The organism is Pseudomonas sp. UF-293, from assembly GCF_058245595.1.
The window spans coordinates 1-22763 of the sequence record NZ_JBSICA010000046.1; the positions used below are offsets into that span (position 1 = coordinate 1).

Below are 22763 nucleotides of genomic sequence, written 5' to 3' on the forward strand. Positions count from 1 at the left end.
CGCGAACGCGGTGTGTCAGATGAAGATGCCTCACAGGCACACCGCGTTCGCGAGCAGGCTCGCTCCCACAGGGAATCTATGCGGGACGAAGATGGCGTTCGTTCAGCTAAGGTTCAGCTAAATGTCAATGAATGCCATTTGGGAATGAGTGTCATTATGTTACAACTTAGCCTCCTATCTAAAACGCTGTGGCTCGCCAATGCTCGTTCCCTTTTTGATCATGTTGCGCGAAGGCATCGAGGCCGCGCTTATCGTCGGCATCATCGCCAGTTATTTGCAGCAGACCGGCCGTGGCCAGTGGATGCCGGCCGTATGGATCGGCGTTTTCCTCGCTGCCGCACTCGCCTTGCTGGTCGGTGGTGGCCTGGAACTGGTCAGTGCTGAATTTCCGCAAAAGCAGCAGGAGCTGTTCGAAGGCGTGGTCGGTCTGGTCGCGGTGGGCATTCTCAGTTCGATGGTGTTCTGGATGCGCAAGGTCGCGCGGTCGATCAAGCATTCCCTGCAAGCCTCGCTCGATCAGGCGCTGACGGCATCGAAGCATCAAGTGATTGCGCTGATCGCCATGGTCTTCTTCGCCGTCGCTCGCGAAGGTCTGGAAACGGTGTTCTTCCTGCTCGCCGTGTTCCAGCAAAGCGAAGGCCCGGGCGCGCCGATCGGCGCCCTGCTCGGCCTGATCCTGGCGGTGATCGTCGGTTTCCTGATTTACAGCGGCAGCATGCGCCTCAATCTCTCGGCGTTCTTCAAGTGGACCGGATTGTTCATCCTTGTGGTCGCCGCAGGCATCCTCGCCAACTCGGTCCAGGCGCTGCATGAAGCCGGGCTGTGGAATCACCTGCAAACCGTGCTGTTCGACTTCAGCGCGACGCTGCCGATGGACGGCCCGCTGGGCTCGGTGCTGGCCGGCATGTTCGGCTATCAGGACGCGCCGACCGTCAGCACCCTCGGCGCGTATCTGCTTTATCTGCTGCTGGCGCTGGTGATGTTCTTCATGCCCGCGCCCCGCCAGGCAACGCCAACGACTTCCGTTTCCAGCCAATAAGGGCACCCATGTCTGACATTCAAACCCCTCGGGCCCTGCGCTGGGCGCTGGCTGGCTCGGTAGTGCTGATGATCGCCGCTGGTGGATTGTTCTGGTACGCCTCGAACATGGCCGCCGCCAAGCGTCAGCACAACCACGACGAAATCGTCGTCAACATCCATCCGCACAGTTGTGAGCCGAATGCCCTGACGGTGCCGGCCGGCCGCGCCAGTTTCCGCATCGTCAACCGCTCCGAGCGTGCGGTCGAGTGGGAAATTCTCGACGGCGTGCTGGTGGTCGAAGAGCGGGAAAACATCGCCCCGGGCCTGAGCCAGGTGATCAACGCCAACCTGCAACCGGGCGACTATGCAATCACCTGCGGCTTGCTCAGCAACCCGCGCGGCACCCTGCACGTGACACCGACGGCAGCCTCGGATGCCGCCGCCAAGGCCAAGCCGTCGATGGTGGCTTTCGTCGGGCCGCTGTCGGAATTTCGTGTGTATCTTGCCGTTCAGGGCAGCGCGTTGATCAAAGCGGTTACGGCGCTGGATCAGGCAATCGCCAGTGGTGACCTGGCGCAGGCGCAAGCGCTGTACCTGCCGGCGCGTGCGGCTTATCAGCGTCTGGCGCCGGCGGCGCAGCGCCTGGCCGAGCTGGACAATCAGATCAATGCCCGCGCCGATTATTTCGAGAAGCGCGAGCAGGATCCGGCGTTCGTCGGTTTCCATCGCCTCGAATACGCGCTGTTCCAGCAACGTAAACTCGACGATGTCGCGCCGATTGCCCAGCGCCTGCTCACTGACGTCACCACACTCAAAGAGCAGTTGCTCGCGCAGTCACTGCCGCCGGAGCAACTGGTGAGCATCGTCGTGCGCAACCTCAACAACCTAGCCGAGGTGCGCGCTGGCAGCGGCGAAGAAGAACGCTACAGCCACAGCGATCTCAACGGTTTCGCCGCCAACGCGCAAACCGCGCGCAAAGTCGTCGACCTGTTGCGAACGATGCTGAGCAAATCCTCCGCAGACGTACTGGCGAATGTCGACCAGGCGCTGGGCGACTTCGATAGCCAGCTCAACGCGTTCAAATCTGCCGACGGCTACGTCAGTTACGACGCCGTGACCGCCGCGCAACGCCAGCAGATCGCCGCCAAAGCCAAGGCTCTGGCCACGGCACTGGATGGCATCGACCCCGCCCTCGGCCTTTCCGACCTGTAAACAGAAGACCATCCGATGAACGATTCAGAATCTCCCAACCTGCAACGGCGCCGCGTGCTGATGGGCATGGGCGCTGCCGGCGTCGCTCTCGCCGGATCAGCGCTGAGCTGCCCGGCCATGGCCGCGCTGCCTGCGCAAGTCACCGAAGCGCCGAGCAGCGACAAGACCGAAGACCGCCACGACTTCCACGGCGTGCACCAGACCGGCATCGTCACCCCGCGCCCGGCCTCCGGGATGCTGGTGGCGTTTGATGTGCTGGCCTCTGATCGCGAAGACCTTGAGCGGCTGTTCCGCACCTTGAACGAGCGCATCGCGTTTTTGATGAAGGGCGGCCCGGTCGCGCAGATCGACCCGAAACTGCCGCCGCCGGACTCCGGCATCCTCGGCCCGGTGGTCACCCCGGACAATCTGACCATCACCGTTTCCGTCGGCGATTCGCTGTTCGACGAGCGCTTCGGCCTGGCGGCGGCAAAGCCCAAGCGCCTGCAACGCATGGTCGGCTTTCCCAACGATGCGCTGGACGCCGATTGCTGCCATGGCGACCTGAGTCTGCAGTTCTGCGCCAACACCGCTGATACCAACATTCACGCCCTGCGCGACATCGTCAAGAACCTGCCTGACCTGCTGCTGGTGCGCTGGAAACAGGAAGGCAGCGTCCCGCCGCAAGCGCCGGCCAAACCCGGCGTACCGGCGCAGTCGGCGCGCAACTTTCTCGGTTTTCGCGACGGTTCGGCCAACCCCGATTCCAACGACGCCAAGGCCATGGACCACATCGTCTGGGTGCAACCGGGCAGCGACGAGCCGGCCTGGGCTGCCCATGGCAGTTATCAAGCGGTGCGCATCATCCGCAACTTCGTCGAGCGCTGGGATCGCACGCCGTTGCAGGAGCAGGAAAGCATTCTCGGCCGGGTCAAAAGCAGCGGCGCGCCCATCGGCGGCCACAATGAAAGCGAAGTGCCGGATTACAGCAAAGACCCGGCCGGCAAGCTGACGAGGCTCGACGCGCACATTCGTCTGGCCAACCCACGCACCGCCGCGACCCAGGCCAATCTGATCCTGCGCCGGCCGTTCAACTACTCCAACGGCGTCAACAAGAACGGCCAGCTCGACATGGGCCTGCTGTTCATCTGCTATCAGGCCGACCTGGAAAAAGGCTTTATCACCGTGCAGACCCGCCTCAATGGCGAGCCGCTTGAGGAATACCTCAAACCGGTCGGCGGCGGGTACTTCTTCACCCTGCCCGGCGTGACCGGCGACGCCGATTTCATCGGTCGCTCGTTGCTGGCCGCCACCTCCCACAACAAAACCGCATGACACCCAACCGACACTGGAGCCGCCCCATGAAAAAGACGCCACTCGCGTTACTGCTGACCCTTGGTTTGCTCAACACCCCGCTGTCGGCGTTCGCCGCGACTGCGCCGCTGGATCTGGTGGGGCCGGTGTCGGACTACAAGATCTACGTCACCGAAAAACTCGATGAACTGGCCAGCCACACCCAGCAGTTCACCGACGCAGTGAAGAAAGGCGACTTGGCCACCGCGCAGAAGCTCTACGCACCGACACGGGTGTATTACGAGTCGATCGAGCCGATTGCCGAGCTGTTCAGCGATCTCGATGCGTCCATCGACTCGCGCGTCGACGACCACGAAAAAGGCGTAAAGGCTGAAGATTTCACGGGCTTCCACCGGATCGAATATTCGTTGTTCGCGGAGAAGTCCACCAAAGGTCTGGATGCGTTGGCTGACGGTTTGAACAAGGACGTGCAGGACCTGCAAACCCGTGTTGCCGGCCTGACCTTCCCGCCCGAGAAAGTCGTCGGCGGCGCGGCGGCGCTGTTGGAAGAAGTGGCGGCGACGAAGATTTCCGGCGAGGAAGACCGCTACAGCCACACCGACCTGTATGACTTCCAGGGCAATATCGATGGCGCGAAGAAGATCGTCGACCTGTTCCGCCCACAGATCGAACAGCAGGACAAAGCGTTCGTCGCGAAAGTCGACAAGAACTTCGCCACGGTAGACAGGATTCTCGCCAAATACAAAACGGCGGATGGCGGCTTTGAAACCTATGACAAGGTCAAGGACAACGACCGCAAAGCGCTGGTCGGGCCGGTGAATACCCTGGCGGAAGATTTGTCGATGATGCGCGGGAAGTTGGGTCTGAATTGATTTTTTAGCGTCTGGTCTGGCCCCTTCGCGAGCAGGCTCGCTCCCACAGTTGGAATGCATTTCCCTGTGGGAGCGAGCCTGCTCGCGAAAGCAATTCCGGACGCGCTAGAGAATCCTGTAGAGCAACCGCTCAATCCTCACCCGACTCACCCGCTTGAGAAACTTCGCCACCCCAGCCGGGTAATCCGGCAGTGTCTCCAGATTCTGAAAACTGTCGATCCGCGTGGTATGGCGGAAGATGTTTTCCAGCTCTTTCGCCCGCGGCTCCTGCCACTCGCCCTTCGGGTCTTCGATCAGCAGTGCGTTTTCCAGATCAAGACGGAACGCCCGTGGGTTGAGGTTATTGCCGGTCAGCAAGGTGTAACGCTGATCGATCCACATGCCTTTGAGGTGATAGGTGTTGTCACCGTCGCGCCACAAGTGCAGGTTCAACTGGCCGCTGTCGATGCTGTGCTGATGGCGTTTGGCGAAGCGGCGCAGGCTGATCTCGTACAGATAGGGCAGCGCGGCGATTACCTTGAACGGCTCGCTCGGCGGAATGTAGAAATCGTTGGCGGTCTTGTCGCCGACCACGATATCGATCTTCACGCCACGGGCCAGCGCTCGGTTGATCTCGCGGATCACGCCCAGGGGCAGGTTGAAGTATGGCGTGCAGATGGTCAGCTGCTTATGCGCGCTGGCGATCAGTTCGAGAATCGCGCGGTTCAGCGGGTTGTTCTTGCCGACCCCGAGCAATGGCGTGACCGACAGCCCTTCTTTGCTGGTACTGCCCGCACCGGTGTCGTATGTCGCGTACTTGAGGCGACTGCGCAGGTCACCGATGTCGTTGCGCAGGCTGCGGGTGGTCGGCAGGTTGGGCAGGTCGAGGCGGTGCACGGCTTTTGATTCGATCAGGCCATGCTTGACCAGATGATGCATCGAATCCGCCAGCTCACGACTGTGCAGCACGTGGTAGCGGTCGAAGCGGTACTTGTCGAGTTTGTGCAGGTAGACATTGTTGAGGCTCGCGCCGCTGTAGACCACCTTGTCATCGATCACGAAGCCTTTGAGGTGCAACACGCCGAACAGCTCGCGGGTCTGCACTGGCACGCCATAGATCGGCACTTCGCTCTGGTGCGTGCGAGTCATGTCCTGATACCAGGCGGCATTGCCCGGTTGCTTGCCGGCGCCGATCAGACCGCGCTGGGCGCGCAACCAGTCGACCACGACGGCGATTTCCAGCTCGGGACGCTTGAGCTTGGCGGCGTGCAGGGCGTCGAGGATTTCCTGGCCGGCTTCGTCTTGCTGCAGATACAGCGCAACGATGTAGATGCGTTGGGTCGCTGCAGCGATTTGCTCAAGCAGGCAGCGTCGGAATTCAGCAGCACTGGACAGAATGCTCACCGCCTCGGCGGTCAGCGCGAAGCTGCGCAGCTTGGGCAGCAGAGAACGTTTGAAAAGCAACGGCATAAGGCTCGCAAGGTTCGATTCCGAAGAGTTTGAGAGCTTACACCATCGTCTGCGCCGGGTCTCGTCAGCGTCAGTAATGGCCCCTTCGCGAGCAGGCTCGCTCCCACCGTTGAAATGCATTCCCCTGTGGGAGCGAGCCTGCTCGCGAAAGCGCTTTCGCAGTCACTGAAAAATTCCCTTGACCAAGAAGAACACTCGTTCTACTGTTCGCCACATGAACAAATCAATCAGCAACGACACACGCGACATCATTCTGGATGTTACCGAAAAGTTGATCTACAAAAGTGGCATCGCTGCCACCAGCATGGATCTTCTGGTGAAGACCGCCGGCGTCTCCAGAAAAAGCATTTACCGTTACTTTGCCGACAAGGACGCGTTGGTAGTCGCAGCCCTGCAACGACGGGACATTCGCTGGATGCATTGGTTCAGGAGCGCTGTCGACCAGGCCGAAACACCGGTTGATCGACTGCTAAACCTGTTTAACGTGCTCAAGGGCTGGTTCGACTCGGAAGGCTTTCGCGGCTGTGCCTTCATCAACACCAGCGGCGAAACCGGGGATCCTCAGGATCCGGTGCGGCTGGTTGCCAAAGAACACAAACAGAAGTTGCTCGACTACGTGTGCGAGCTGTGTACCGAACATGGCGCCGAGGATCCGCAGCTGCTGGCCAGACAGTTGCTGGTTCTGATTGAAGGCGCCATTACCGTAGCGCTTGTGATGGGTGATCACAGTGCCGCCGATAATGCGCAATGCATGGCGCGAAAGTTATTGGGCCTGTAACTCTTAATAAGCCGGACTTGTTGTTCATACACTAAATGAAACAGGAGATTGAACATGTCGACTGCAGCCCAGGTACGTCCGCCATTGCCACCTTTCAACCACGCTTCAGCCATCGAGAAGGTGCGCCTTGCCGAAGATGGCTGGAACACCCGTGATCCGGAAAAGGTTTCGCTCGCTTACACCCTCGACACCAAATGGCGCAATCGCGCCGAGTTCGCCAACAGTCGCGAAGAGGCCAAGGCTTTTCTGACGCGCAAATGGGCGAAGGAACTGGATTATCGCTTGATCAAAGAGCTCTGGGCCTACTCCGATACGCGTATCGCCGTGCGTTATGCCTATGAATGGCATGACGACTCGGGCAACTGGTTCCGCTCGTACGGCAACGAGAACTGGGAATTTGATGACAATGGCCTGATGTTCCAGCGCTATGCCTGCATCAACGACATGCCGATCAAGGAAAGCGAACGCAAATTCCACTGGCCGCTGGGCCGCCGGCCGGATGATCATCCGGGGCTGAGTGAACTCGGTCTCTAAAGCCAACCCACCCCTGTGTAGGAGCTGCCGAAGGCTGCGATCTTTTGATCTTGATTTGATCGTTCCCACGCGCAGCAGCCGGGGCGCTCCGCGCCCCAGAAGATCGCAGCCTTCGGCAGCTCCTACACAGGAATGTATTCCAGACTGTAATTGACGACGGCATGCTCTGGCTCGCCGCAACAGTTCGATACAGGTAACATAACCGCCCTCCCCGCAGCCCACGTTCTGCGCCTTGCCGAATAAGCCGACTCCATGCCTTTCGAACTCAGCGTTGACCTCACCACCCTGGCCATTCTGGCTGCCGTTGCCTTCCTTGCCGGTTTCATTGATGCCATTGCTGGCGGTGGCGGTCTGTTGACCACGCCGGCGCTGCTGACGGCGGGCCTGCCGCCGCATCTGGTGCTGGGCACCAACAAGTTGAGCTCGACCTTCGGTTCGGCCACCGCCAGCTTCACCTTCTACAAGCGCAAACTGTTTCATCCACGCCAGTGGACCCACGCCATTGTCGGCACGCTGGTCGGCGCGCTGACCGGTGCGGTGGTTGCGCATTACCTGCCGGCCGAATGGCTGAACAAGATGCTGCCGGTGATCGTCTTCGCTTGTGGTGTGTATCTGCTGTTTGGCGGCACGCCAAAAGCGCCGCTGGACAGCGACGCACCGATCAAAAAGAAATGGCAATCGACCCAAGGCTTCAGCCTCGGCTTCTACGATGGCGTGGCCGGCCCCGGCACGGGCGCGTTCTGGACCGTGAGCAGTCTGCTGCTGTACCCGATCGATCTGGTCAAGGCCAGCGGCGTGGCGCGAAGCATGAACTTTGTCAGCAACATCGCGGCGCTGTCGGTGTTCATCTTCTCCGGACAAGTCGACTGGATCATTGGCTTGTGCATGGGTCTGTCGGTGATGGTCGGGGCTTTCTTTGGCGCGCGCACCGCGATCAGCGGCGGCGCCAAATTCATTCGTCCTGTGTTCATCACCGTAGTGCTCGGCTTGACCGTGCGCTTAGCCTGGCAGCACTGGTTCAGCGTGGCCTAAGCGTCGCGCCACGTAGACGTCAATCAGGTAACGGGCAATCGAACGCGACGCCGGCAACGGCGGCAAGTCATGCACGTTGAACCACTGAGCGTCCTCGATCTCGTCTTCCTGACAGACAATTTCGCCACCGGCATATTCGGCATGGAAGCCGAGCATCATCGAATGCGGGAACGGCCAGCACTGGCTGCCGATGTACTGGATGTTCTTCACTTCGATCTGCACTTCTTCACGCACTTCGCGAATCAGGCAATCCTCGGCCGACTCCCCCGGCTCGGCGAAGCCGGCCAGCGTGCTGTAAACCCCGGTGACGAAACGCGGCGAGCGTGCCAGAAGGATTTCGTCGCCACGGGTGATCAGCACGATCATGCTTGGTGAAATGCGCGGATAACTGCGCAGATCGCACGGCTGGCAATACATCGCTCGTTCGCGAGGGACTTGCGTCATCGGCTGGCCGCAGTTGCCGCAGAAGCGATGCTCACGCGCCCAAGTGCCGATCTGTGCGGCATAGCCGAGCACTTTGTACAGCGTGTGATCGCCTTCGAGCATGAACGCTCGCAGGCCCTTCCAGCCGCAACCGGGCACTTCGCTGACACTGCGCAACTCGAGCAGATACACCGGCTCGCCATCCAGATGACCAATGCCGTGCTCGGCGAGGACTGAAAGATCCTGGCGCTTGAGCCATTCGCGCGGGAACAGCGCGCCGTTGTCATCGAACAGAAAGCCTTCCGGGCTGCGCGCTACGGCCCAGCCGCCGGGTTGATCGGTGTCGAGTACTGCAGTGGTCCAGCGAGAGGTCATGGTTAACTCAATCCAGAAATTCGGGTTTCTGTTTGCTCATGTGGGCGGCCATGGCCACGCGCAGATCGTTGGATTGCAGCATGGCGGCGTTCCAGGTGGCAACGTATTCGAGACCATCGTCGATGCGGTGGTCACGCATGTAGCTGATCATTTCCTTGGTACCGGTCACGGCAATCGGCGACTTCGCAGCGATGTCACGGGCAATGTCGAACACGCCTTCGAGCAGTGTGTCCTTGTCGCTGTAAACCCGATTGACCAGGCCCATGCTGCGCGCTTCCTCAGCGCCAAAGTTGCGACCGGTGTAAGCCAGTTCACGCAGCATGCCGTCTCCGATGATTCGCGGCAACCGTTGCAATGTGCCGACGTCGGCGGCCATGCCGATATCAATTTCCTTGATCGAGAACTGCGCGTCCTCGGCGGCGTAGCGCATGTCACAGGCTGAAATGAGATCAATCGCCCCACCCAGGCAGTATCCCTGAATCGCGGCGAGTACCGGTTTGCGGCAATTGTCGACGGCGTTGAACGAGGCCTGCAGGTTGAGGATCTTGCGCCGCAACAGGCGCGCATTGCGGCCCACGTCCTTGCCCAGTTCATTGGCGACGCCGGCGAGCATCATCAGATCGATGCCGGAAGAGAAGTGCTTGCCGTTACCGCTGAGGACTACCACGCGGACTTCGTCGGTATCGTCGATCCATTGGAAGATCTCGACGATTTCGCTCCAGAACGCCGCGTTCATTGCGTTGATCTTTTCCGGTCGATTGATCTGCACATGCGCGATGTTGTCAGCCAGTTCGACGCTGAAGGCGGAGTATTGAGTCATGGCAGAAATCCTTTACCGGGCTGGAAAATAAGGCCCGAACTATAACAAGGCAACGGGGCGGCGGTTCGGCCAAATGCGGGACTGCTCGGCGTCGGCGCAAAATGCGCGGGCCTTTTCGCGAGCAGGCTCGCTCCCACAGGGAGACTACATTTCAATGCAGGAGCGAGCCTGCTCGCGAAGGCGTCGGATCTCTCGCCGCACGCAATCATTTCAACCCAAGCTTGTACAACGAGCCATTCTCTTCATCCGTCAGCACATACAGATAGCCATCCGGCCCTTGGCGCACATCGCGGATGCGCTTATTCAACTCACCCAGCAAGCGCTCTTCATGCACGACCTTGTCGCCATCGAACTGCAGGCGGATCAGTTCCTGGCTCACCAGTGCGCCGATAAATGCATTGTGCTGCCAAGGCTTGAAACGATCGGCGTCGTAGAACGCCATGCCGGTAACGCCGGGCGATTTTTCCCAGACATGATGCGGGGCCACGGTGCCTTCGGCAGTTTTACCCTGCGCCTCCGGAATCGGCTGCATTGAGTAATTGATGCCATGGGTCGCCAACGGCCAGCCGTAGTTCTTGCCGCGCTCGATGATGTTCACTTCATCGCCGCCACGTGGCCCGTGCTCGTTTTCCCACAACGTGCCGGTCCACGGGTTGAGCGCCGCGCCCTGCGGGTTGCGCAGGCCATACGACCAGATTTCCGGGCGAACGCCGGATTGGCCAACGAAAGGGTTATCGTCCGGCACTTTGCCATCGGGGAAAATACGTACGACCTTGCCTTGCAGCTTGTCCAGATCCTGCGCGGTCGGGCGGTCGTTGTTTTCCCCCAGAGTGATAAACAGATACCCATCGCGATCGAACACCAGGCGCGAACCGAAATGGTTGCTCACCGACAGTTTCGGTTCCTGACGGAAGATCACGTTGAAGTCCTTCAACGTCTTCAGGTCTTCGGAAAGACGTCCGCGCCCTACTGCTGTGCCGGCCTTGCCACCCTCACCACCACCCTCGGCGTAGGACAGATAGACCATGCGGTCCTGCTTGAAGTCCGGCGACAGCACCACATCGAGCAAACCGCCCTGCCCTTTGGCCCAGACTTGCGGCACGCCGCTGATCGGCTCGGACAACTTGCCGTCCTTGCTCACGACCCGCAGACGCCCTGGGCGTTCGGTAACCAGCATGCCTTGCTGATCAGGCAGAAACGCCAGCGCCCACGGATGTTCCAGGCCTTGGGCAATGGAGCTGACTTCAAGAATGCCCTGCTCGCTTTTCAGCTCTTTGGGCGCGGCGGCGAAGGCCGGGGCACTGATCAGCGCGGCGGCGCAGCAGGTGGCTAAAAGGGTTTTACGCAACATGCACGATTCCTTATGTTCGTGTGAGGGGCTGGCAGGAACTCAGTTCTGCCGTTCAACGGTTGCTGCCGGTGCCCCGTGGGGGCGGGTTGGGAATGAAGGTGGGTGGCTTGCTCGGCACCGAGCGAATCGGCTGTCCGTTACCGATGCCGCGATTTTCAACGGTCGGCTGACGTGGCACGGGGACGGTGTTCGGCCCGCGAAGAGGCGGAGCGCTGGGCTGGGTGCCCTGCATGCTGTTGGGGTTGGCCCGGCGGATCGGGCTGTTGTAGGGATTATTGCTGTTACCGGTGGGGCTTTGCGCCAGCACGACATCGGCATACACCAGACCACCACTGAGGGTCAGGACAGCGATACCAATCAGAAAGCGGTTCATGGGGAATGCCTCTCGATGTGCGTGGACTAGAGCCTTGGAGCCCACGCTACGCCGTGGGTTCGGATTTGTTAACCCTCGTGCCTTAAACAACATGTAACACGGCTTGACCGTAGCGCTGGAAGCCGCGCAATCACTGGAAACTTTCTCGCCGCGCCACGGGTCACCTGAACATCACTCGGAGGACACGTCATGGCTCGGGCAATCTGGAAAGGCGCAATCAGTTTTGGACTGGTACACATCCCCGTGGCGCTGGTTTCAGCGACGTCGTCCCAAGGCGTGGACTTCGACTGGCTCGACAGCCGCAGCATGGATCCGGTGGGCTACAAACGCATCAACAAGGTCACCGGCAAAGAAGTCACCAAGGAAAACATCGTCAAAGGCGTGGCCTACGAGAAGGGCCGCTACGTGGTGCTCAGCGAGGAGGAAATCCGCTCGGCGCACCCCGTTTCCACGCAGACCATCGACATTTTCTCTTTCGTCGACGCCGAACAGATCCCGCTGCAGAACATCGACACGCCCTACTATCTGGCGCCGGACAAACGTGGCGGCAAGGTCTACGCGTTGTTGCGTGAAACCTTGAGCAAGACTAACAAAGTTGCCCTCGCCCGCGTCGTCCTGCATACGCGCCAATACCTGGCAGCACTGATGCCACTGGAGTCGGCACTGGTTCTGGTGAAACTGCGCTGGCCACAGGAAGTGCGCAGCCTCGATGAGCTGGCGCTGGGCAGCGAAGTGACCAAGCCACAGCTTGCGAAGGGTGAGCTGGACATGGCCAAACGTCTGGTTGAAGACATGACCTCGGAATGGACGCCGGAGGATTACAAGGACGAGTTCGAAGACAAGATCATGGCGTTGGTCGAGAAGAAGGCCCACGAAGGCAAGATCGAGGATGTCGAGACCACCACTGGCGAGGAAGAGCGCAAGACTGCCGATGTTATCGATTTGACCGAGCTGCTCAAGCGCAGCCTCGGTGGCAAGGCACCAGCCAAGCCGAAGGCCAAGACAACCAGCAAGGCGGCACCGGCGAAGAAAACCAGGAAGGCGTCTGGGGAGTAAGCGTTCGGCCAGCTACAGGTACGTTGAAAGGAAGCTGCCTTCGCGAGCAAGCCCGCTCCCACAGAGTTCGGGGTCGGATGCAATATTTGCATTCACCCTGATCAAATGTGGGAGCGGGCTTGCTCGCGAAGAGGCCAGCGATGACACCGCCAATCTCCAGATCAGTATGAAGATCGCCGGGGTGGAGTCAGGTCGAGACGTGTTGAATAGGAGTCAGCATTCGCGAGCAAGCCCGCTCCCACAGAGTTCGGAGTCGGATGCAATATTTGCATTTCCCATAAGCAAATGTGGGTGCGGAGTCGGATGCAATATTTGCATTTCCCCTGATCAAATGTGGGAGCGGGCTTGCTCGCGAAGAGGCCAGCGATGACACCGCCAATCTTCAGATCAGTATGAAGATCGCCAACAACGCGGCAAAAATCGCCCATTTTTCCAGGTAATAGCGCGTGCGGTTGCGCTTCTTCAGCTCTTTGCCGCGCAAACGTATCTTGTAGATTTTGGTAAACAAGCGGTTGATCCCGCCCGTTTTGTCCCCGGCATCATTCGGCGCGCCCGCTGCCGACATCACCGTGCGGCTGAACCAGCGATTGAACGCAGCAGCCCAGCGGTATTTCAGCGGCCGTTCAATGTCGCAGAACAGAATGATGCGGTTCTGATCCGTGGTGTTTTCTGCGTAATGGATGAACGTCTCGTCGAACATCACCGCTTCGCCATCGCGCCAGTGATAGTTCTCACCGTCGACGTTGATGTAGCAACCAGGATCATTCGGCGTGTCCAGCCCCAGATGATAGCGGTATGAACCGGCGTAAGGATCGCGATGGCGCACCAGTTTCGAGCCCGGTGGCAGCTCGGCAAACATCGCCGCTTTGATCGAGCCGATGCTCTGCACCAGTTCGGTGGTGCGTGGGCACAGTTTCATTGCCGACGGATGGCTGTCGCCGTACCACTTCAGATAAAAGCGCTTCCAGCCAGTCTTGAAGAAGGAGTTGAAGCCGACATCGTCATACTGATTCGAGCGCTTGATCTCGCCGGCACGCAGCAGGTTCTGGCCTTCCTCGCGAATCTCTTTCCAGTGCGCCTGCAACGGGCTCAGATCGGGGAAATCCGCCGGATTCAGGTACGGCTTGTTGGGCATCCTGGAGAACAGGTACAGGAAGCAGTTGATCGGCGCGAGGAACGTCGAGTGGTCGCTCAATTGCCGCCCCAGCTTGTGGCGCACGCGTCCACGCAGATGAACGTAAGCAATGGAGATGACATAAACAGCGGCAATGATGAGTTTCACGGAAAAGGGTCACACGTCAAAAGTGAACAAACTGCGCGCGTGGCGGCCTGTGAGCCAGCGTCTTATGCAGCGGTCTTGATGCACAGGGCGCGTCCTTGGCCCGCGCCGTTTCCGGGCGCTCGGTGAAAGGGTGGCATTTTAGCCACAGTTCGTAACCGATAGTGAACCCTCAACTGTGAAAAACTGTCTTGCCTGCTTTTGGCTAATGCCTGCGCCGATGCCAAAGCAGGCGCAACGCCCGTTGCTCGTTTCGATGGAACCACGCTCCGCACGCGCTCCTCTATCGCTTACCAATAACGGAGGAACCCCCATGATTGCCCCACAAACCGGTATGAAACCAGGTCAGCGCTATCGCATTGAAAGCGTCGAACGCGCGCCGCAATTCTCTGGCTTTTTTCTCGATGGAAAGTATTACCTGGGACCTGAACTGCAGACCGCCGTTGGCTGGCTTGAAGGGCAAATGTTTTTCTACGACCAGCTCGACCCGACCGGTGAGCCGGTTTATCCGGGCAGAATTGCCGGCACGATCGAAGGGCTGACGCTGGTGATGCCGGACGGCTTACGCCTGGAAATCGAAGAAGCGCCCTATCAGGCTGAACCTGCTGCACCTGTGCGAGCTTCGATCGCAGGGCGCATCGAGCGTATCTCGCGGCAGCCGATTCGCCCTTCTCCGCTGCTGGTAGCGGGGGCCGCGATGTTGGTGGGGGTTTGTCTGCTGACAATTTCGCGCATCAGAAATCGCTGAAGGCCACCGCGCGAGCAGTGGCCCAACGATCGGTCACTGCTCGCGGGTTACCGTCAGTGCGACCACGGCGATTCGCTCAGCGCGCTCGTATTCAGGCTTGAGCAGTTCCTCACTGAACACATCCGGATCGAGCTCGCGATAGGTCCAGCCAAAACGCTCGCCCTTGAGCAATGGCGTCACTGCCTCGCGGAACGGATCGTGGCCGGCAACAATTGCCACGCCCGTATACACCAGCAACGTGCCGCCGACCTCCAGGCGCGGCAATGCCTCACGCACGATCCGCACCGACAAACCCTCGCCCAGCGCCCCGCCACCGTGGCGATAAGCGCGCTGTTGCTGGTCGTTCATGTACGGCGGATTGGCAATGATCAAGTCGAATTGGCCTTCGGCACTGGCAAGCAGATCGCTGTGGTACACCGACACATTGCTGGCCCCGGCCAGTTCGGCGTTGACCGCACTCATGCGCAGCGCCTGCGGATTAATGTCGACCGCCAGCACCTCGGCATCCGGACGCGCCTTGGCCATGAGCACCGCCCCGGCGCCGCTGCCACAACCGATATCCACTGCGCGCCTGATTGGCGAAAAGCGTTGCTGCATTTGTGCTTCGATGGCCTGGGCGAAGCGATAAGTGTCGGGACCGAAGAACACCGCATCGCTCGCCGACGTTGGAAATGCCGAGTGAGCGAACAACCGGTCATTAAGCGTCGACCAGCGCACATGACTGCGCCACACCGCGCCATCGCGTTCAACGATGCCGGCCTGCTCCAGACTGGCCAGTTCGTCTGCGCTGAACAGCTCGGTAGGAAACGGCATCGACCAGCCGAACACGTCCCGCAGATCCTTGGCCAGCGGCGTGGCAAAGCGCTGCAGAAATCGTTCGTGAGTCAAAGGCGTGGGGGTAATGAAGTGATAACCGCTGTCGAGCAGGCGTTTGCCCAGCTCGAACAGCGCTCTGTCCGATGTTTCTTGTGCCGACATGAAGCCTCCTTGTTTCAACGCAAGCGGGCGCGCAGTTGGATAAAGCGACGCGTCGCGAAAAGTCCGGCCGGACGCCAGTGCCGCTGCGGTTGCAGCCAAGCCATCAACAACGCCATTTGCTCGGCGGAAGGCTCGTCAGCCAGTGCCGCTTCGAGATTGAGCAGATCGGCATCATCGTCGAAGGATTCCTCGACAGCGGCTTCGCGGCGCACGTAGGGCCGAGGCCGTGACGCCGGGCAATCCTGAGTGATCCAGTCGCGTAACAGCTGTTTTTCATAGCCGTTGAACACACCAAACATCGCCGCATCGCTGCCGTCGATCAGACGCCAGAAGCGACTTTCTTCCACCGCTTCACCGCGTTTGATCCAACTCTTGCGCTCCAGCGCCGAAAGGAATTCGCCCATTTGCCCCGGCGTGGCCAGCCACTGGTTGATGGTGCGGTTTTCAATGCGGCAGTAATCGGAATGCATGTGCCGACCGAACACCGCTTTGCGCTCAAGCATGGCGATCACTTCGCGGTCCAGATCGAACTCTTTGATTACTGCGGTGGTGCCCTTGCCGACATCATTCAGGCGATAACCGATCGCCATGCGCCGATAGAACTCGTCGCGCTCTTCGCCCAGCGGCATCAGCTCGAGCATCGATTGCACGGCTTTGCGCGCGTGACCGGTGCTGGCGTTGTCGATGGTCACGTGCAGGCGGAAATAGTGCGGATCGATGCCCAGTTCCGCGAGCTCATAAGCACTGATCAACAAGTGCAGCGGCAGTTGTTCATAGCCGAGGTTGAAGCCGATGACTTCCGGCAGAAATTGCCCGCCGAAACGTCCCAGTGCCAACTGCACCGCGCCTTGCAGAAAATACTCATCGGCAAGACCGCTCAGATCGGAGCAGTCGTGCTCGGCGAGCAGTTTGCGATAGATCACCACATGGTTCTGCCGAGGCACGCCCTCGCCCAGCTCTTCCAGATAGGTATCAAGCAAATCGTCGAAACGCGGGTCCTGCCACTGCGGTAACAGTCCGGCCAGCCAGGCGCCATCAACCTCCTTGGTCGGTGCCACATGCAGAATGAAGTACAACGCGTGGGATTTGTTACGGAAATAGCGGCGCGGCGCGCCCTGCTGACGCTGCTCGAGGTAATCGGCGTATTCGGCAGCCACTCTGGCGCACCGGGCCTCAGACCACTGCAGCAGCTCTTCGGCGCTGCCTGGCAAATCGTCAGGCAGCGCCGCCGCCTTGCTCAATTGCCGGCGCAGAAAATCGAGCGCCGCGCGATCAACCGTGGAGTCTTCCGCCAGCAATCGGTCATAGAGCCGGCGTTCGGTATCCGCCGGCGTGGATGTTTTACCCGAAGACTTCCTGGTCGGGATTTCGATCAGCGACATGACTCATTCCCCTGCGTTATTGGCATTGCCTATAAACGAAAGAGTGATTGGCGCTGAAAAAAATTCCTTTTTTGTGCGTGGCGATGCGCCCAGTGGCGTATGTGGGGTTTACCCCAAAGCGGTATCGAGAAACATCATCACGCCGAAGCCGAGCATCAGCCCAAGGGTGGCCGGGGTTTCATGACCATTGCGGTGCGTTTCCGGAATCACTTCATGGGACACCACGAAGATCATCGCGCCCGCAGCCAGCCCCATCGCCACCGGAAAGCCCAGCGCAAAGCTGTTGGTGATGCCCAAACCGATGATCGCGCCCAACGGCTCCATCAATCCTGAAGCGGCGGCAATCAACGCTGCACGCACTGCGGAAATGCCGGTCACCCGCAGCGCCAACGCCACAGCCAGGCCTTCAGGAATGTCCTGAATGGCAATCGCAGTGGTCAGCGGCAGGCCGATCTTCATGTCGCCGGTGGCGAAGCTGACGCCGATCGCCATGCCTTCCGGCAGGTTGTGCAACGTGATCGCCAGCACGAACAGCCAGACCCGATTGAAGCGTTTCGCCTCGGGGCCGCGCCGCCCGCTCTTTTCATGTTCATGCGGGACGAAACGGTCGAGGCCGACCATCAACGCCACGCCCAAGGCCATGCCGGCCACAACGACGGCAGCGGCGAGCATGGGACTGCTCACCGCTTCTTTCGCCGCCGCGATGCCCGGCAGGATCAGTGAAAAGGAGCTGGCAGCCAGCATCATCCCCGCCGCAAACCCGAGCATGGTGTCCTGGGTTCGCGAAGTGATCGCCCGCAATGCCAAGGCCAGCAATGCACCGACCGCCGTGGCCGCAAAACCCGACAGTCCGCCCAGTGTGGCGAGGCGCAAGGTATCGCGGCCCGTGCTGACCAGGCCGGTGTAGCCGCTGATCAGCAGCAATACGGTTACAACGATCAGGGTCAGCCAGAAAATCCGCCCTCCCCAGCCCGTCCGCGCCAGGCTGACGAACCATGCGCGCACGGGGGCAGCGAACGAAGATGACGGTAGCGCCATGAAAACTCCTCGGTTTCAGGTGGCCGGTACGAACGGCGTGGTTTCATCCAGTTGCGCCAGCGGAACATCGCTGCCACCCGGGGTCAGAATGACCTTGCGGCATTCTTCCTGCTTTTTATTGAAGATCTTGTAACCCTCGGCGGCCTGCTCCAGCGACAGCCGGTGGGTGATGATCGCTTCGGGCTGCAACTTGCCGGTTTCGATGTAGCCAAGCAGCTCGGGGAGAAAACGCTGTACGTGAGTCTGGCCCATTTTGAAGGTCAGGCCCTTGTCAAAAGCGTCGCCGAACATAAAGCCATGAATAAATCCTGCATACACCCCCGGAACGCTGACCACACCACCGCGCCGGACGGCCGCGATGCACTGGCGCAAGGCCTTGCCGCTGCTGCCTTCAAGCTTGAGTGTAGCCATGACGGTTTCGGTGGTGCTGCCCTTGGCTTCAAGGCCCACGGCATCGATCACCGCATCGACGCCGCGATGGCCGGGAGTCTGGCTGGTAATGGTGTCGGCCGGGTCATCATCTTCATCGAAGTTGATCGGAATTACGCCGTAGGTGCGCTGAGCGTAATCGAGGCGGTACTGATGGTGATCGACCATGAAGATCAGCTCGGCTCCAAGCATTCTGGCGCAGGCTGCGGTGAGCAAGCCGACCGGCCCGGCGCCGTAGATGGCCAGACTCGAACCCTGGCTGACGCCAGCATTGATCACGGCTTGCCAAGCGGTCGGCAGGATGTCGGAGAGAAACAGCACTTTTTCGTCCGACAGCGTGCCCGGCACCTTGAACGGGCCGGTATTGGCTTTCGGTACGCGCACCAGTTCCGCCTGGCCACCGGGAATTCCGCCATACAGACGGCTGTAGCCGAACAGCGCCGCAGGTGGCGGAATCATTTTCTTGTTCAGCGCCGCGCCAGGGCCTTCATTGGTGGTCTCGCAGGCGGCGTAAAGCTCTTGCTGACAGAAGAAGCAATCGCCACAGGCGATCACGAAGGGAATCACCACGCGGTCGCCGCGCTGCACCGCCGTGACGGCTGGGCCGGTTTCTTCGACGATACCCATGAACTCATGGCCAAAGATATCGCCATGTTCGACGGTGGGTATCTTGCCTCGGTACAGGTGCAGGTCCGACCCGCAGATGGCGGTGGCGGTGACGCGCAGGATGATGTCGTCGGCGGCTTCAAGTTTCGGGTCCGGTACGGTTTCGACGCGCACGTCATGAGCGCCGTGATAGGTCATTGCTCGCATGGCTTGGTCCTCACTCGATTGAACGAAAATGGCTGCTGCTCCACTTTCCGAAGTGAAAATGGCCGAGTGAGTTCATTCGGGTTTTCGAGATTTTGATCAGCGGATATCAATTACTTCTCGGACGAGCCGATGCGAACGCCGGTTTGCCTGCCATATAACTGCCGTCTGAGTTATGCGACAATGCGCGCCAATGTCCAACAAGAACCCCGCACTCGTCGCTCAGCAGCTTGCCTTCAACGGCCCCAGTTGCGGACGACTTATGCGCGTTGGCTCAACTCAAGCACAGACTGGGGGGAGCTGGAAAAGCTCCAGATTGGTACGCAAGTTTGTACCAGGCACCACAGACCAGATCTAACCCATTGATAGGTAAGGTAATTGATCTCCACAGCTAACATCACGATGCAGTTTGGCGCCAAGCCGCTGTTCGAAAACGTTTCGGTCAAATTCGGCGCAGGCAATCGCTACGGCCTGATCGGTGCCAACGGTTGCGGCAAGTCGACCTTCATGAAAATCCTCGGCGGCGATCTCGATCCGTCCGGTGGCCAGGTCATGCTCGAGCCGAACGTGCGTCTGGGTAAGCTGCGCCAGGATCAGTTCGCCTACGAAGAATTCACCGTGATCGACACCGTGATCATGGGTCACGAAGAGCTGTGGAAGGTCAAGGCCGAGCGCGATCGCATCTACTCGCTGGCTGAAATGTCCGAAGAAGACGGCATGGCCGTCGCCGAGCTGGAAACCGAGTTCGCCGAGATGGACGGCTACACCGCCGAATCCCGCGCCGGCGAACTGTTGCTGGGTCTGGGCATTCCGCTGGAACAGCATTTCGGCCCGATGAGCGAAGTTTCGCCAGGCTGGAAACTGCGCGTGTTGCTGGCGCAGGCACTGTTTTCCGATCCGGAAGTGCTGTTGCTCGACGAACCGACCAACCACCTGGACATCAACACCATCCGCTGGCTGGAAAACATCCTGACCCAGCGCAATAGCCTGATGATCATCATCTCCCACGACCGTCACTTCCTGAACAGCGTGTGCACGCACATGGCTGACCTGGATTACGGCGAGCTGCGTCTGTTCCCGGGCAACTACGACGAGTACATGACCGTGGCGACCCAGTCCCGCGAGCAACTGCTGTCGGACAACGCCAAGAAGAAAGCGCAGATTTCCGAGCTGCAATCGTTTGTCAGCCGCTTCTCGGCCAACGCCTCGAAAGCCAAGCAGGCCACCTCTCGCGCCAAGGCGATCGACAAGATCCAACTGGCCGAGGTCAAGCCTTCCAGCCGTGTCAGCCCGTTCATTCGTTTCGAACAGAACAAGAAGCTGCACCGTCAGGCGGTCATGGTCGAGAAAATGGCCAAGGGTTTTGATGGCAAGCCACTGTTCAAGGACTTCAGCTTCCAGGTTGAAGCCGGCGAGCGCGTCGCGATCATCGGCCCGAACGGTATCGGCAAGACCACCCTGCTGCGCACCCTGGTCAACGAACTGACCCCGGATGCCGGTAGCGTGAAATGGACCGACGCCGCTGAACTGGGCTACTACGCTCAGGACCACGCTCACGACTTCGAAGACGACGTCACCCTGTTCGACTGGATGGGTCAGTGGACCCAGGGCGAACAGATGATTCGTGGCACCTTGGGCCGGATGCTGTTCTCCAACGACGAGATCCTCAAGTCGGTCAAGGTCATCTCCGGTGGTGAGCAAGGTCGCATGCTGTTCGGCAAGCTGATCCTGCAAAAGCCCAACGTGCTGATCATGGACGAACCGACCAACCACCTGGACATGGAATCGATCGAAGCACTGAACCTGGCGCTGGAAAACTACCCGGGCACGCTGATCTTCGTCAGCCACGACCGTGAGTTCGTATCGTCTCTGGCCACCCGCATCATCGAGCTGAGCCCGAACGGCGTGACCGACTTCAGCGGCACTTATGACGACTACCTGCGTAGCCAAGGGGTAGTGTTTTAAGGGCAGCTGCGAGTTTTTAGCTGCAAGCTGCAAGTTAAGAGCCCTGTCCGTGTGACGGGGCTTTTTTGCATTCGGCGGTTGGGAATTGACGGTGCGCAGGTATTCGCGAGCAGGCTCGCTCCCACAGGGAGTCCGCATTTCAAATGTGGGAGCGAGCCTGCTCGCGAAGGGGCCGTCGGCAACGCAATGAATCCCTGTAGCAGCTGCCGAAGGCTGCGATGTTTTGATCGTTAGCCTGCTTTCATTTATCCCGGCCCCGCGCCATGATGTCGGCAACTCTCCCACCGCCGCCCGCGAACGAGTGCTCATGTCTGCGCAGCCACTGCCACCGCAAAGCTCCCTGGCGATCACCCTGCAGATCGTCTCCATCGTTTTCTACACCTTCATTGCCTTTCTCTGCATCGGGTTGCCGATTGCGGTATTGCCCGGTTACGTCCATGAGCAACTGGGTTTCAGCGCGATCATTGCCGGCCTGGTGATCGGCTCGCAGTATCTGGCCACCCTGCTCAGCCGGCCCATGGCCGGGCGCATGTCGGACACGCTTGGGACCAAGCGGGCGATTATTTATGGCTTGTGGGGGATTGTCCTCAGTGGCGCGCTGACGCTGCTGTCGACCTTGCTGCAAAGTTTCCCGCTGACCAGCCTGCTGATCCTGATTGCTGGGCGCTTGCTGCTTGGCATTGCCCAAGGCCTGATCGGTGTCGGCACCATCAGTTGGTGCATGGGCCAGGTCGGTGTCGAGCACACGGCGAAATCCATCGGCTGGAACGGCATCGCCTCCTACGGCGCGATTGCCATCGGCGCGCCGCTGGGTGTGGTGATGGTTGCTGAATACGGGTTTGTCAGCCTTGGCGTCGCGCTGTCGGCGTTGGCGGCCGGTGCGTTGTGGTTGATCCGCAACAAGCCATCAGTGCCAGTGATTCGCGGTGAGCGTCTGTCGTTCTGGGCAGTTTTCGGCAAGATTGCGCCGTACGGCACCAGCCTGACCCTGGCCTCGATCGGCTACGGCACGCTGACCACATTTATCACCCTTTATTACCTCAACCGAGGCTGGAGCGGTGCGGCGTATTGCCTGAGCGTGTTTGGCGTGTGTTTCATTTTGTCGCGGCTGCTGTTTATCTCGGCAATCGCCCGGTTTGGGGGCTTTGCCTCGGCCATCGCCTGCATGACAGTGGAAACCATCGGACTGGTGATGCTGTGGCTGGCGCCCTCCACCGCATATGCGCTGATCGGCGCGGGGCTGGCGGGGTTTGGATTGTCGCTGGTATATCCCGCGCTGGGGGTTGAAGCGATCAAGCAGGTACCGAGTTCGAGTCGCGGTTCGGGTCTGGGGGCCTATGCCGTATTCTTCGACCTGGCACTGGCGATCGCCGGGCCGCTGATGGGCGCGGTCGCGTTGAACCTTGGTTATTCGTGGATTTTCTTCAGCGCAGCACTGCTGTCCGTGACCGGACTGGGCCTGACCTTGCTGCTCAAGCGCCGGGCGATGGCCTGACTCTGACCAGCGCCAACTGAGCACATCGACCCAATCCTTTTGGCTCGGCAC

General features: G+C 59.9%; 21 protein-coding genes. 11 read left to right on the top strand and 10 right to left on the bottom strand.

Annotated elements, in window-relative coordinates; translation table 11 throughout:
- Positions 1 to 199 precede the first annotated feature (199 nt).
- From efeU to efeO (AC4IHP_RS26660), 4 genes are read left to right on the top strand one after another with little or no spacing between them, the layout of a single operon-like run.
- Positions 200 to 1039, top strand: a complete 840-nt coding sequence (efeU, locus tag AC4IHP_RS26645; protein ID WP_460119302.1) for an iron uptake transporter permease EfeU — start codon at positions 200 to 202, stop codon at positions 1037 to 1039.
- An 8-nt stretch (positions 1040 to 1047) separates the two neighbouring features.
- A complete protein-coding gene (gene efeO / locus AC4IHP_RS26650; protein WP_490833161.1) occupies positions 1048 to 2232 on the top strand; it encodes an iron uptake system protein EfeO in 1185 nt (394 codons plus the stop codon).
- A 15-nt stretch (positions 2233 to 2247) separates the two neighbouring features.
- Complete coding sequence (gene efeB, locus AC4IHP_RS26655; RefSeq protein WP_460119306.1) at positions 2248 to 3546, top strand: iron uptake transporter deferrochelatase/peroxidase subunit; 1299 nt, start codon at positions 2248 to 2250, stop codon at positions 3544 to 3546.
- A gap of 26 nt (positions 3547 to 3572) precedes the next feature.
- A complete protein-coding gene (gene efeO / locus AC4IHP_RS26660; RefSeq protein ID WP_258709968.1) occupies positions 3573 to 4397 on the top strand; it encodes an iron uptake system protein EfeO in 825 nt (274 codons plus the stop codon).
- Positions 4398 to 4502: 105 nt separating this feature from the next.
- On the opposite strand, the gene pssA is transcribed toward efeO (AC4IHP_RS26660), so the two are convergent.
- Entirely contained in the window at positions 4503 to 5846 is a 1344-nt protein-coding gene (gene pssA, locus AC4IHP_RS26665; protein ID WP_490833162.1) for a CDP-diacylglycerol--serine O-phosphatidyltransferase, read from the bottom strand.
- 214 nt (positions 5847 to 6060) lie between these two features.
- On the opposite strand from pssA, the gene AC4IHP_RS26670 reads away from it, so the two are divergent.
- The 3 genes from AC4IHP_RS26670 (at position 6061) to AC4IHP_RS26680 (ending at position 8190) form a co-directional block, all read left to right on the top strand.
- Complete coding sequence (locus AC4IHP_RS26670) at positions 6061 to 6624, top strand: TetR/AcrR family transcriptional regulator (RefSeq protein WP_490833173.1); 564 nt, start codon at positions 6061 to 6063, stop codon at positions 6622 to 6624.
- A 54-nt stretch (positions 6625 to 6678) separates the two neighbouring features.
- Positions 6679 to 7158, top strand: coding sequence for a nuclear transport factor 2 family protein (locus AC4IHP_RS26675; RefSeq protein ID WP_490833163.1), 480 nt, complete (start codon positions 6679 to 6681; stop codon positions 7156 to 7158).
- Between the two features lie 252 nt (positions 7159 to 7410).
- Positions 7411 to 8190 (top strand): TSUP family transporter, encoded by a 780-nt coding sequence (locus AC4IHP_RS26680; RefSeq protein ID WP_101160301.1) that lies wholly within the window; start codon positions 7411 to 7413, stop codon positions 8188 to 8190.
- Here AC4IHP_RS26680 and nudC read toward each other — a convergent pair.
- From nudC to AC4IHP_RS26700, 4 genes are all read right to left on the bottom strand, one after another.
- On the bottom strand, positions 8158 to 8988 hold the full coding sequence (gene nudC / locus AC4IHP_RS26685; RefSeq protein WP_122612735.1) for an NAD(+) diphosphatase: 831 nt from the start codon (positions 8986 to 8988) through the stop codon (positions 8158 to 8160). The two genes, AC4IHP_RS26680 and nudC, sit on opposite strands and share 33 nt — an antisense overlap.
- Before the next feature lie 7 nt (positions 8989 to 8995).
- The gene (locus AC4IHP_RS26690) at positions 8996 to 9808 is read right to left on the bottom strand and encodes a crotonase/enoyl-CoA hydratase family protein (protein ID WP_460119316.1); all 813 of its coding nucleotides are present in this window, start codon (positions 9806 to 9808) and stop codon (positions 8996 to 8998) included.
- A gap of 205 nt (positions 9809 to 10013) precedes the next feature.
- A complete protein-coding gene (locus tag AC4IHP_RS26695) occupies positions 10014 to 11159 on the bottom strand; it encodes a PQQ-dependent sugar dehydrogenase (RefSeq protein ID WP_490833164.1) in 1146 nt (381 codons plus the stop codon).
- A gap of 52 nt (positions 11160 to 11211) precedes the next feature.
- Entirely contained in the window at positions 11212 to 11532 is a 321-nt protein-coding gene (locus AC4IHP_RS26700; RefSeq protein WP_490833165.1) for a hypothetical protein, read from the bottom strand.
- A gap of 189 nt (positions 11533 to 11721) precedes the next feature.
- On the opposite strand from AC4IHP_RS26700, the gene ku reads away from it, so the two are divergent.
- Positions 11722 to 12588, top strand: coding sequence for a non-homologous end joining protein Ku (gene ku / locus AC4IHP_RS26705; protein ID WP_460119323.1), 867 nt, complete (start codon positions 11722 to 11724; stop codon positions 12586 to 12588).
- 382 nt (positions 12589 to 12970) lie between these two features.
- Here the strand turns inward: ku and lpxO are convergent, their stop codons facing one another.
- Positions 12971 to 13870 carry a lipid A hydroxylase LpxO gene (lpxO, locus tag AC4IHP_RS26710; protein WP_460119325.1) on the bottom strand — a complete coding sequence of 300 codons (900 nt, stop codon included), beginning with the start codon at positions 13868 to 13870 and terminating at the stop codon, positions 12971 to 12973.
- A 310-nt stretch (positions 13871 to 14180) separates the two neighbouring features.
- Between lpxO and AC4IHP_RS26715 the strand changes: the two genes are divergently transcribed.
- On the top strand, positions 14181 to 14615 hold the full coding sequence (locus tag AC4IHP_RS26715) for a short chain dehydrogenase (protein WP_490833174.1): 435 nt from the start codon (positions 14181 to 14183) through the stop codon (positions 14613 to 14615).
- A gap of 33 nt (positions 14616 to 14648) precedes the next feature.
- On the opposite strand, the gene AC4IHP_RS26720 is transcribed toward AC4IHP_RS26715, so the two are convergent.
- From AC4IHP_RS26720 to AC4IHP_RS26735, 4 genes are all read right to left on the bottom strand, one after another.
- Positions 14649 to 15593, bottom strand: a complete 945-nt coding sequence (locus AC4IHP_RS26720) for a methyltransferase (RefSeq protein WP_490833166.1) — start codon at positions 15591 to 15593, stop codon at positions 14649 to 14651.
- Positions 15594 to 15607: 14 nt separating this feature from the next.
- Entirely contained in the window at positions 15608 to 16975 is a 1368-nt protein-coding gene (locus AC4IHP_RS26725) for an iron-containing redox enzyme family protein (RefSeq protein ID WP_490833167.1), read from the bottom strand.
- Between the two features lie 108 nt (positions 16976 to 17083).
- On the bottom strand, positions 17084 to 18013 hold the full coding sequence (locus AC4IHP_RS26730) for a ZIP family metal transporter (protein WP_490833168.1): 930 nt from the start codon (positions 18011 to 18013) through the stop codon (positions 17084 to 17086).
- A gap of 15 nt (positions 18014 to 18028) precedes the next feature.
- Entirely contained in the window at positions 18029 to 19255 is a 1227-nt protein-coding gene (locus AC4IHP_RS26735; RefSeq protein ID WP_490833169.1) for a zinc-dependent alcohol dehydrogenase, read from the bottom strand.
- A gap of 375 nt (positions 19256 to 19630) precedes the next feature.
- On the opposite strand from AC4IHP_RS26735, the gene AC4IHP_RS26740 reads away from it, so the two are divergent.
- Both AC4IHP_RS26740 and AC4IHP_RS26745 read left to right on the top strand, forming a co-directional pair.
- Positions 19631 to 21217 carry an ABC-F family ATPase gene (locus tag AC4IHP_RS26740; RefSeq protein WP_016774693.1) on the top strand — a complete coding sequence of 529 codons (1587 nt, stop codon included), beginning with the start codon at positions 19631 to 19633 and terminating at the stop codon, positions 21215 to 21217.
- 307 nt (positions 21218 to 21524) lie between these two features.
- Positions 21525 to 22712, top strand: coding sequence for an MFS transporter (locus tag AC4IHP_RS26745; RefSeq protein ID WP_460119338.1), 1188 nt, complete (start codon positions 21525 to 21527; stop codon positions 22710 to 22712).
- The last annotated feature ends 51 nt before the right edge of the window (positions 22713 to 22763 follow it).

Bases quoted from the DNA above. Each gene is read 5' to 3' on its own strand.
- efeU (WP_460119302.1), top strand. From the start codon at position 200: ATGCTCGTTCCCTTTTTGATCATGTTGCGCGAAGGCATCGAGGCCGCG.
- efeO (WP_490833161.1), top strand. From the start codon at position 1,048: ATGTCTGACATTCAAACCCCTCGGGCCCTGCGCTGGGCGCTGGCTGGC.
- efeB (WP_460119306.1), top strand. From the start codon at position 2,248: ATGAACGATTCAGAATCTCCCAACCTGCAACGGCGCCGCGTGCTGATG.
- efeO (WP_258709968.1), top strand. From the start codon at position 3,573: ATGAAAAAGACGCCACTCGCGTTACTGCTGACCCTTGGTTTGCTCAAC.
- pssA (WP_490833162.1), bottom strand. From the start codon at position 5,846: ATGCCGTTGCTTTTCAAACGTTCTCTGCTGCCCAAGCTGCGCAGCTTC.
- AC4IHP_RS26670 (WP_490833173.1), top strand. From the start codon at position 6,061: ATGAACAAATCAATCAGCAACGACACACGCGACATCATTCTGGATGTT.
- AC4IHP_RS26675 (WP_490833163.1), top strand. From the start codon at position 6,679: ATGTCGACTGCAGCCCAGGTACGTCCGCCATTGCCACCTTTCAACCAC.
- AC4IHP_RS26680 (WP_101160301.1), top strand. From the start codon at position 7,411: ATGCCTTTCGAACTCAGCGTTGACCTCACCACCCTGGCCATTCTGGCT.
- nudC (WP_122612735.1), bottom strand. From the start codon at position 8,988: ATGACCTCTCGCTGGACCACTGCAGTACTCGACACCGATCAACCCGGC.
- AC4IHP_RS26690 (WP_460119316.1), bottom strand. From the start codon at position 9,808: ATGACTCAATACTCCGCCTTCAGCGTCGAACTGGCTGACAACATCGCG.
- AC4IHP_RS26695 (WP_490833164.1), bottom strand. From the start codon at position 11,159: ATGTTGCGTAAAACCCTTTTAGCCACCTGCTGCGCCGCCGCGCTGATC.
- AC4IHP_RS26700 (WP_490833165.1), bottom strand. From the start codon at position 11,532: ATGAACCGCTTTCTGATTGGTATCGCTGTCCTGACCCTCAGTGGTGGT.
- ku (WP_460119323.1), top strand. From the start codon at position 11,722: ATGGCTCGGGCAATCTGGAAAGGCGCAATCAGTTTTGGACTGGTACAC.
- AC4IHP_RS26715 (WP_490833174.1), top strand. From the start codon at position 14,181: ATGATTGCCCCACAAACCGGTATGAAACCAGGTCAGCGCTATCGCATT.
- AC4IHP_RS26720 (WP_490833166.1), bottom strand. From the start codon at position 15,593: ATGTCGGCACAAGAAACATCGGACAGAGCGCTGTTCGAGCTGGGCAAA.
- AC4IHP_RS26725 (WP_490833167.1), bottom strand. From the start codon at position 16,975: ATGTCGCTGATCGAAATCCCGACCAGGAAGTCTTCGGGTAAAACATCC.
- AC4IHP_RS26730 (WP_490833168.1), bottom strand. From the start codon at position 18,013: ATGGCGCTACCGTCATCTTCGTTCGCTGCCCCCGTGCGCGCATGGTTC.
- AC4IHP_RS26735 (WP_490833169.1), bottom strand. From the start codon at position 19,255: ATGCGAGCAATGACCTATCACGGCGCTCATGACGTGCGCGTCGAAACC.
- AC4IHP_RS26745 (WP_460119338.1), top strand. From the start codon at position 21,525: ATGTCTGCGCAGCCACTGCCACCGCAAAGCTCCCTGGCGATCACCCTG.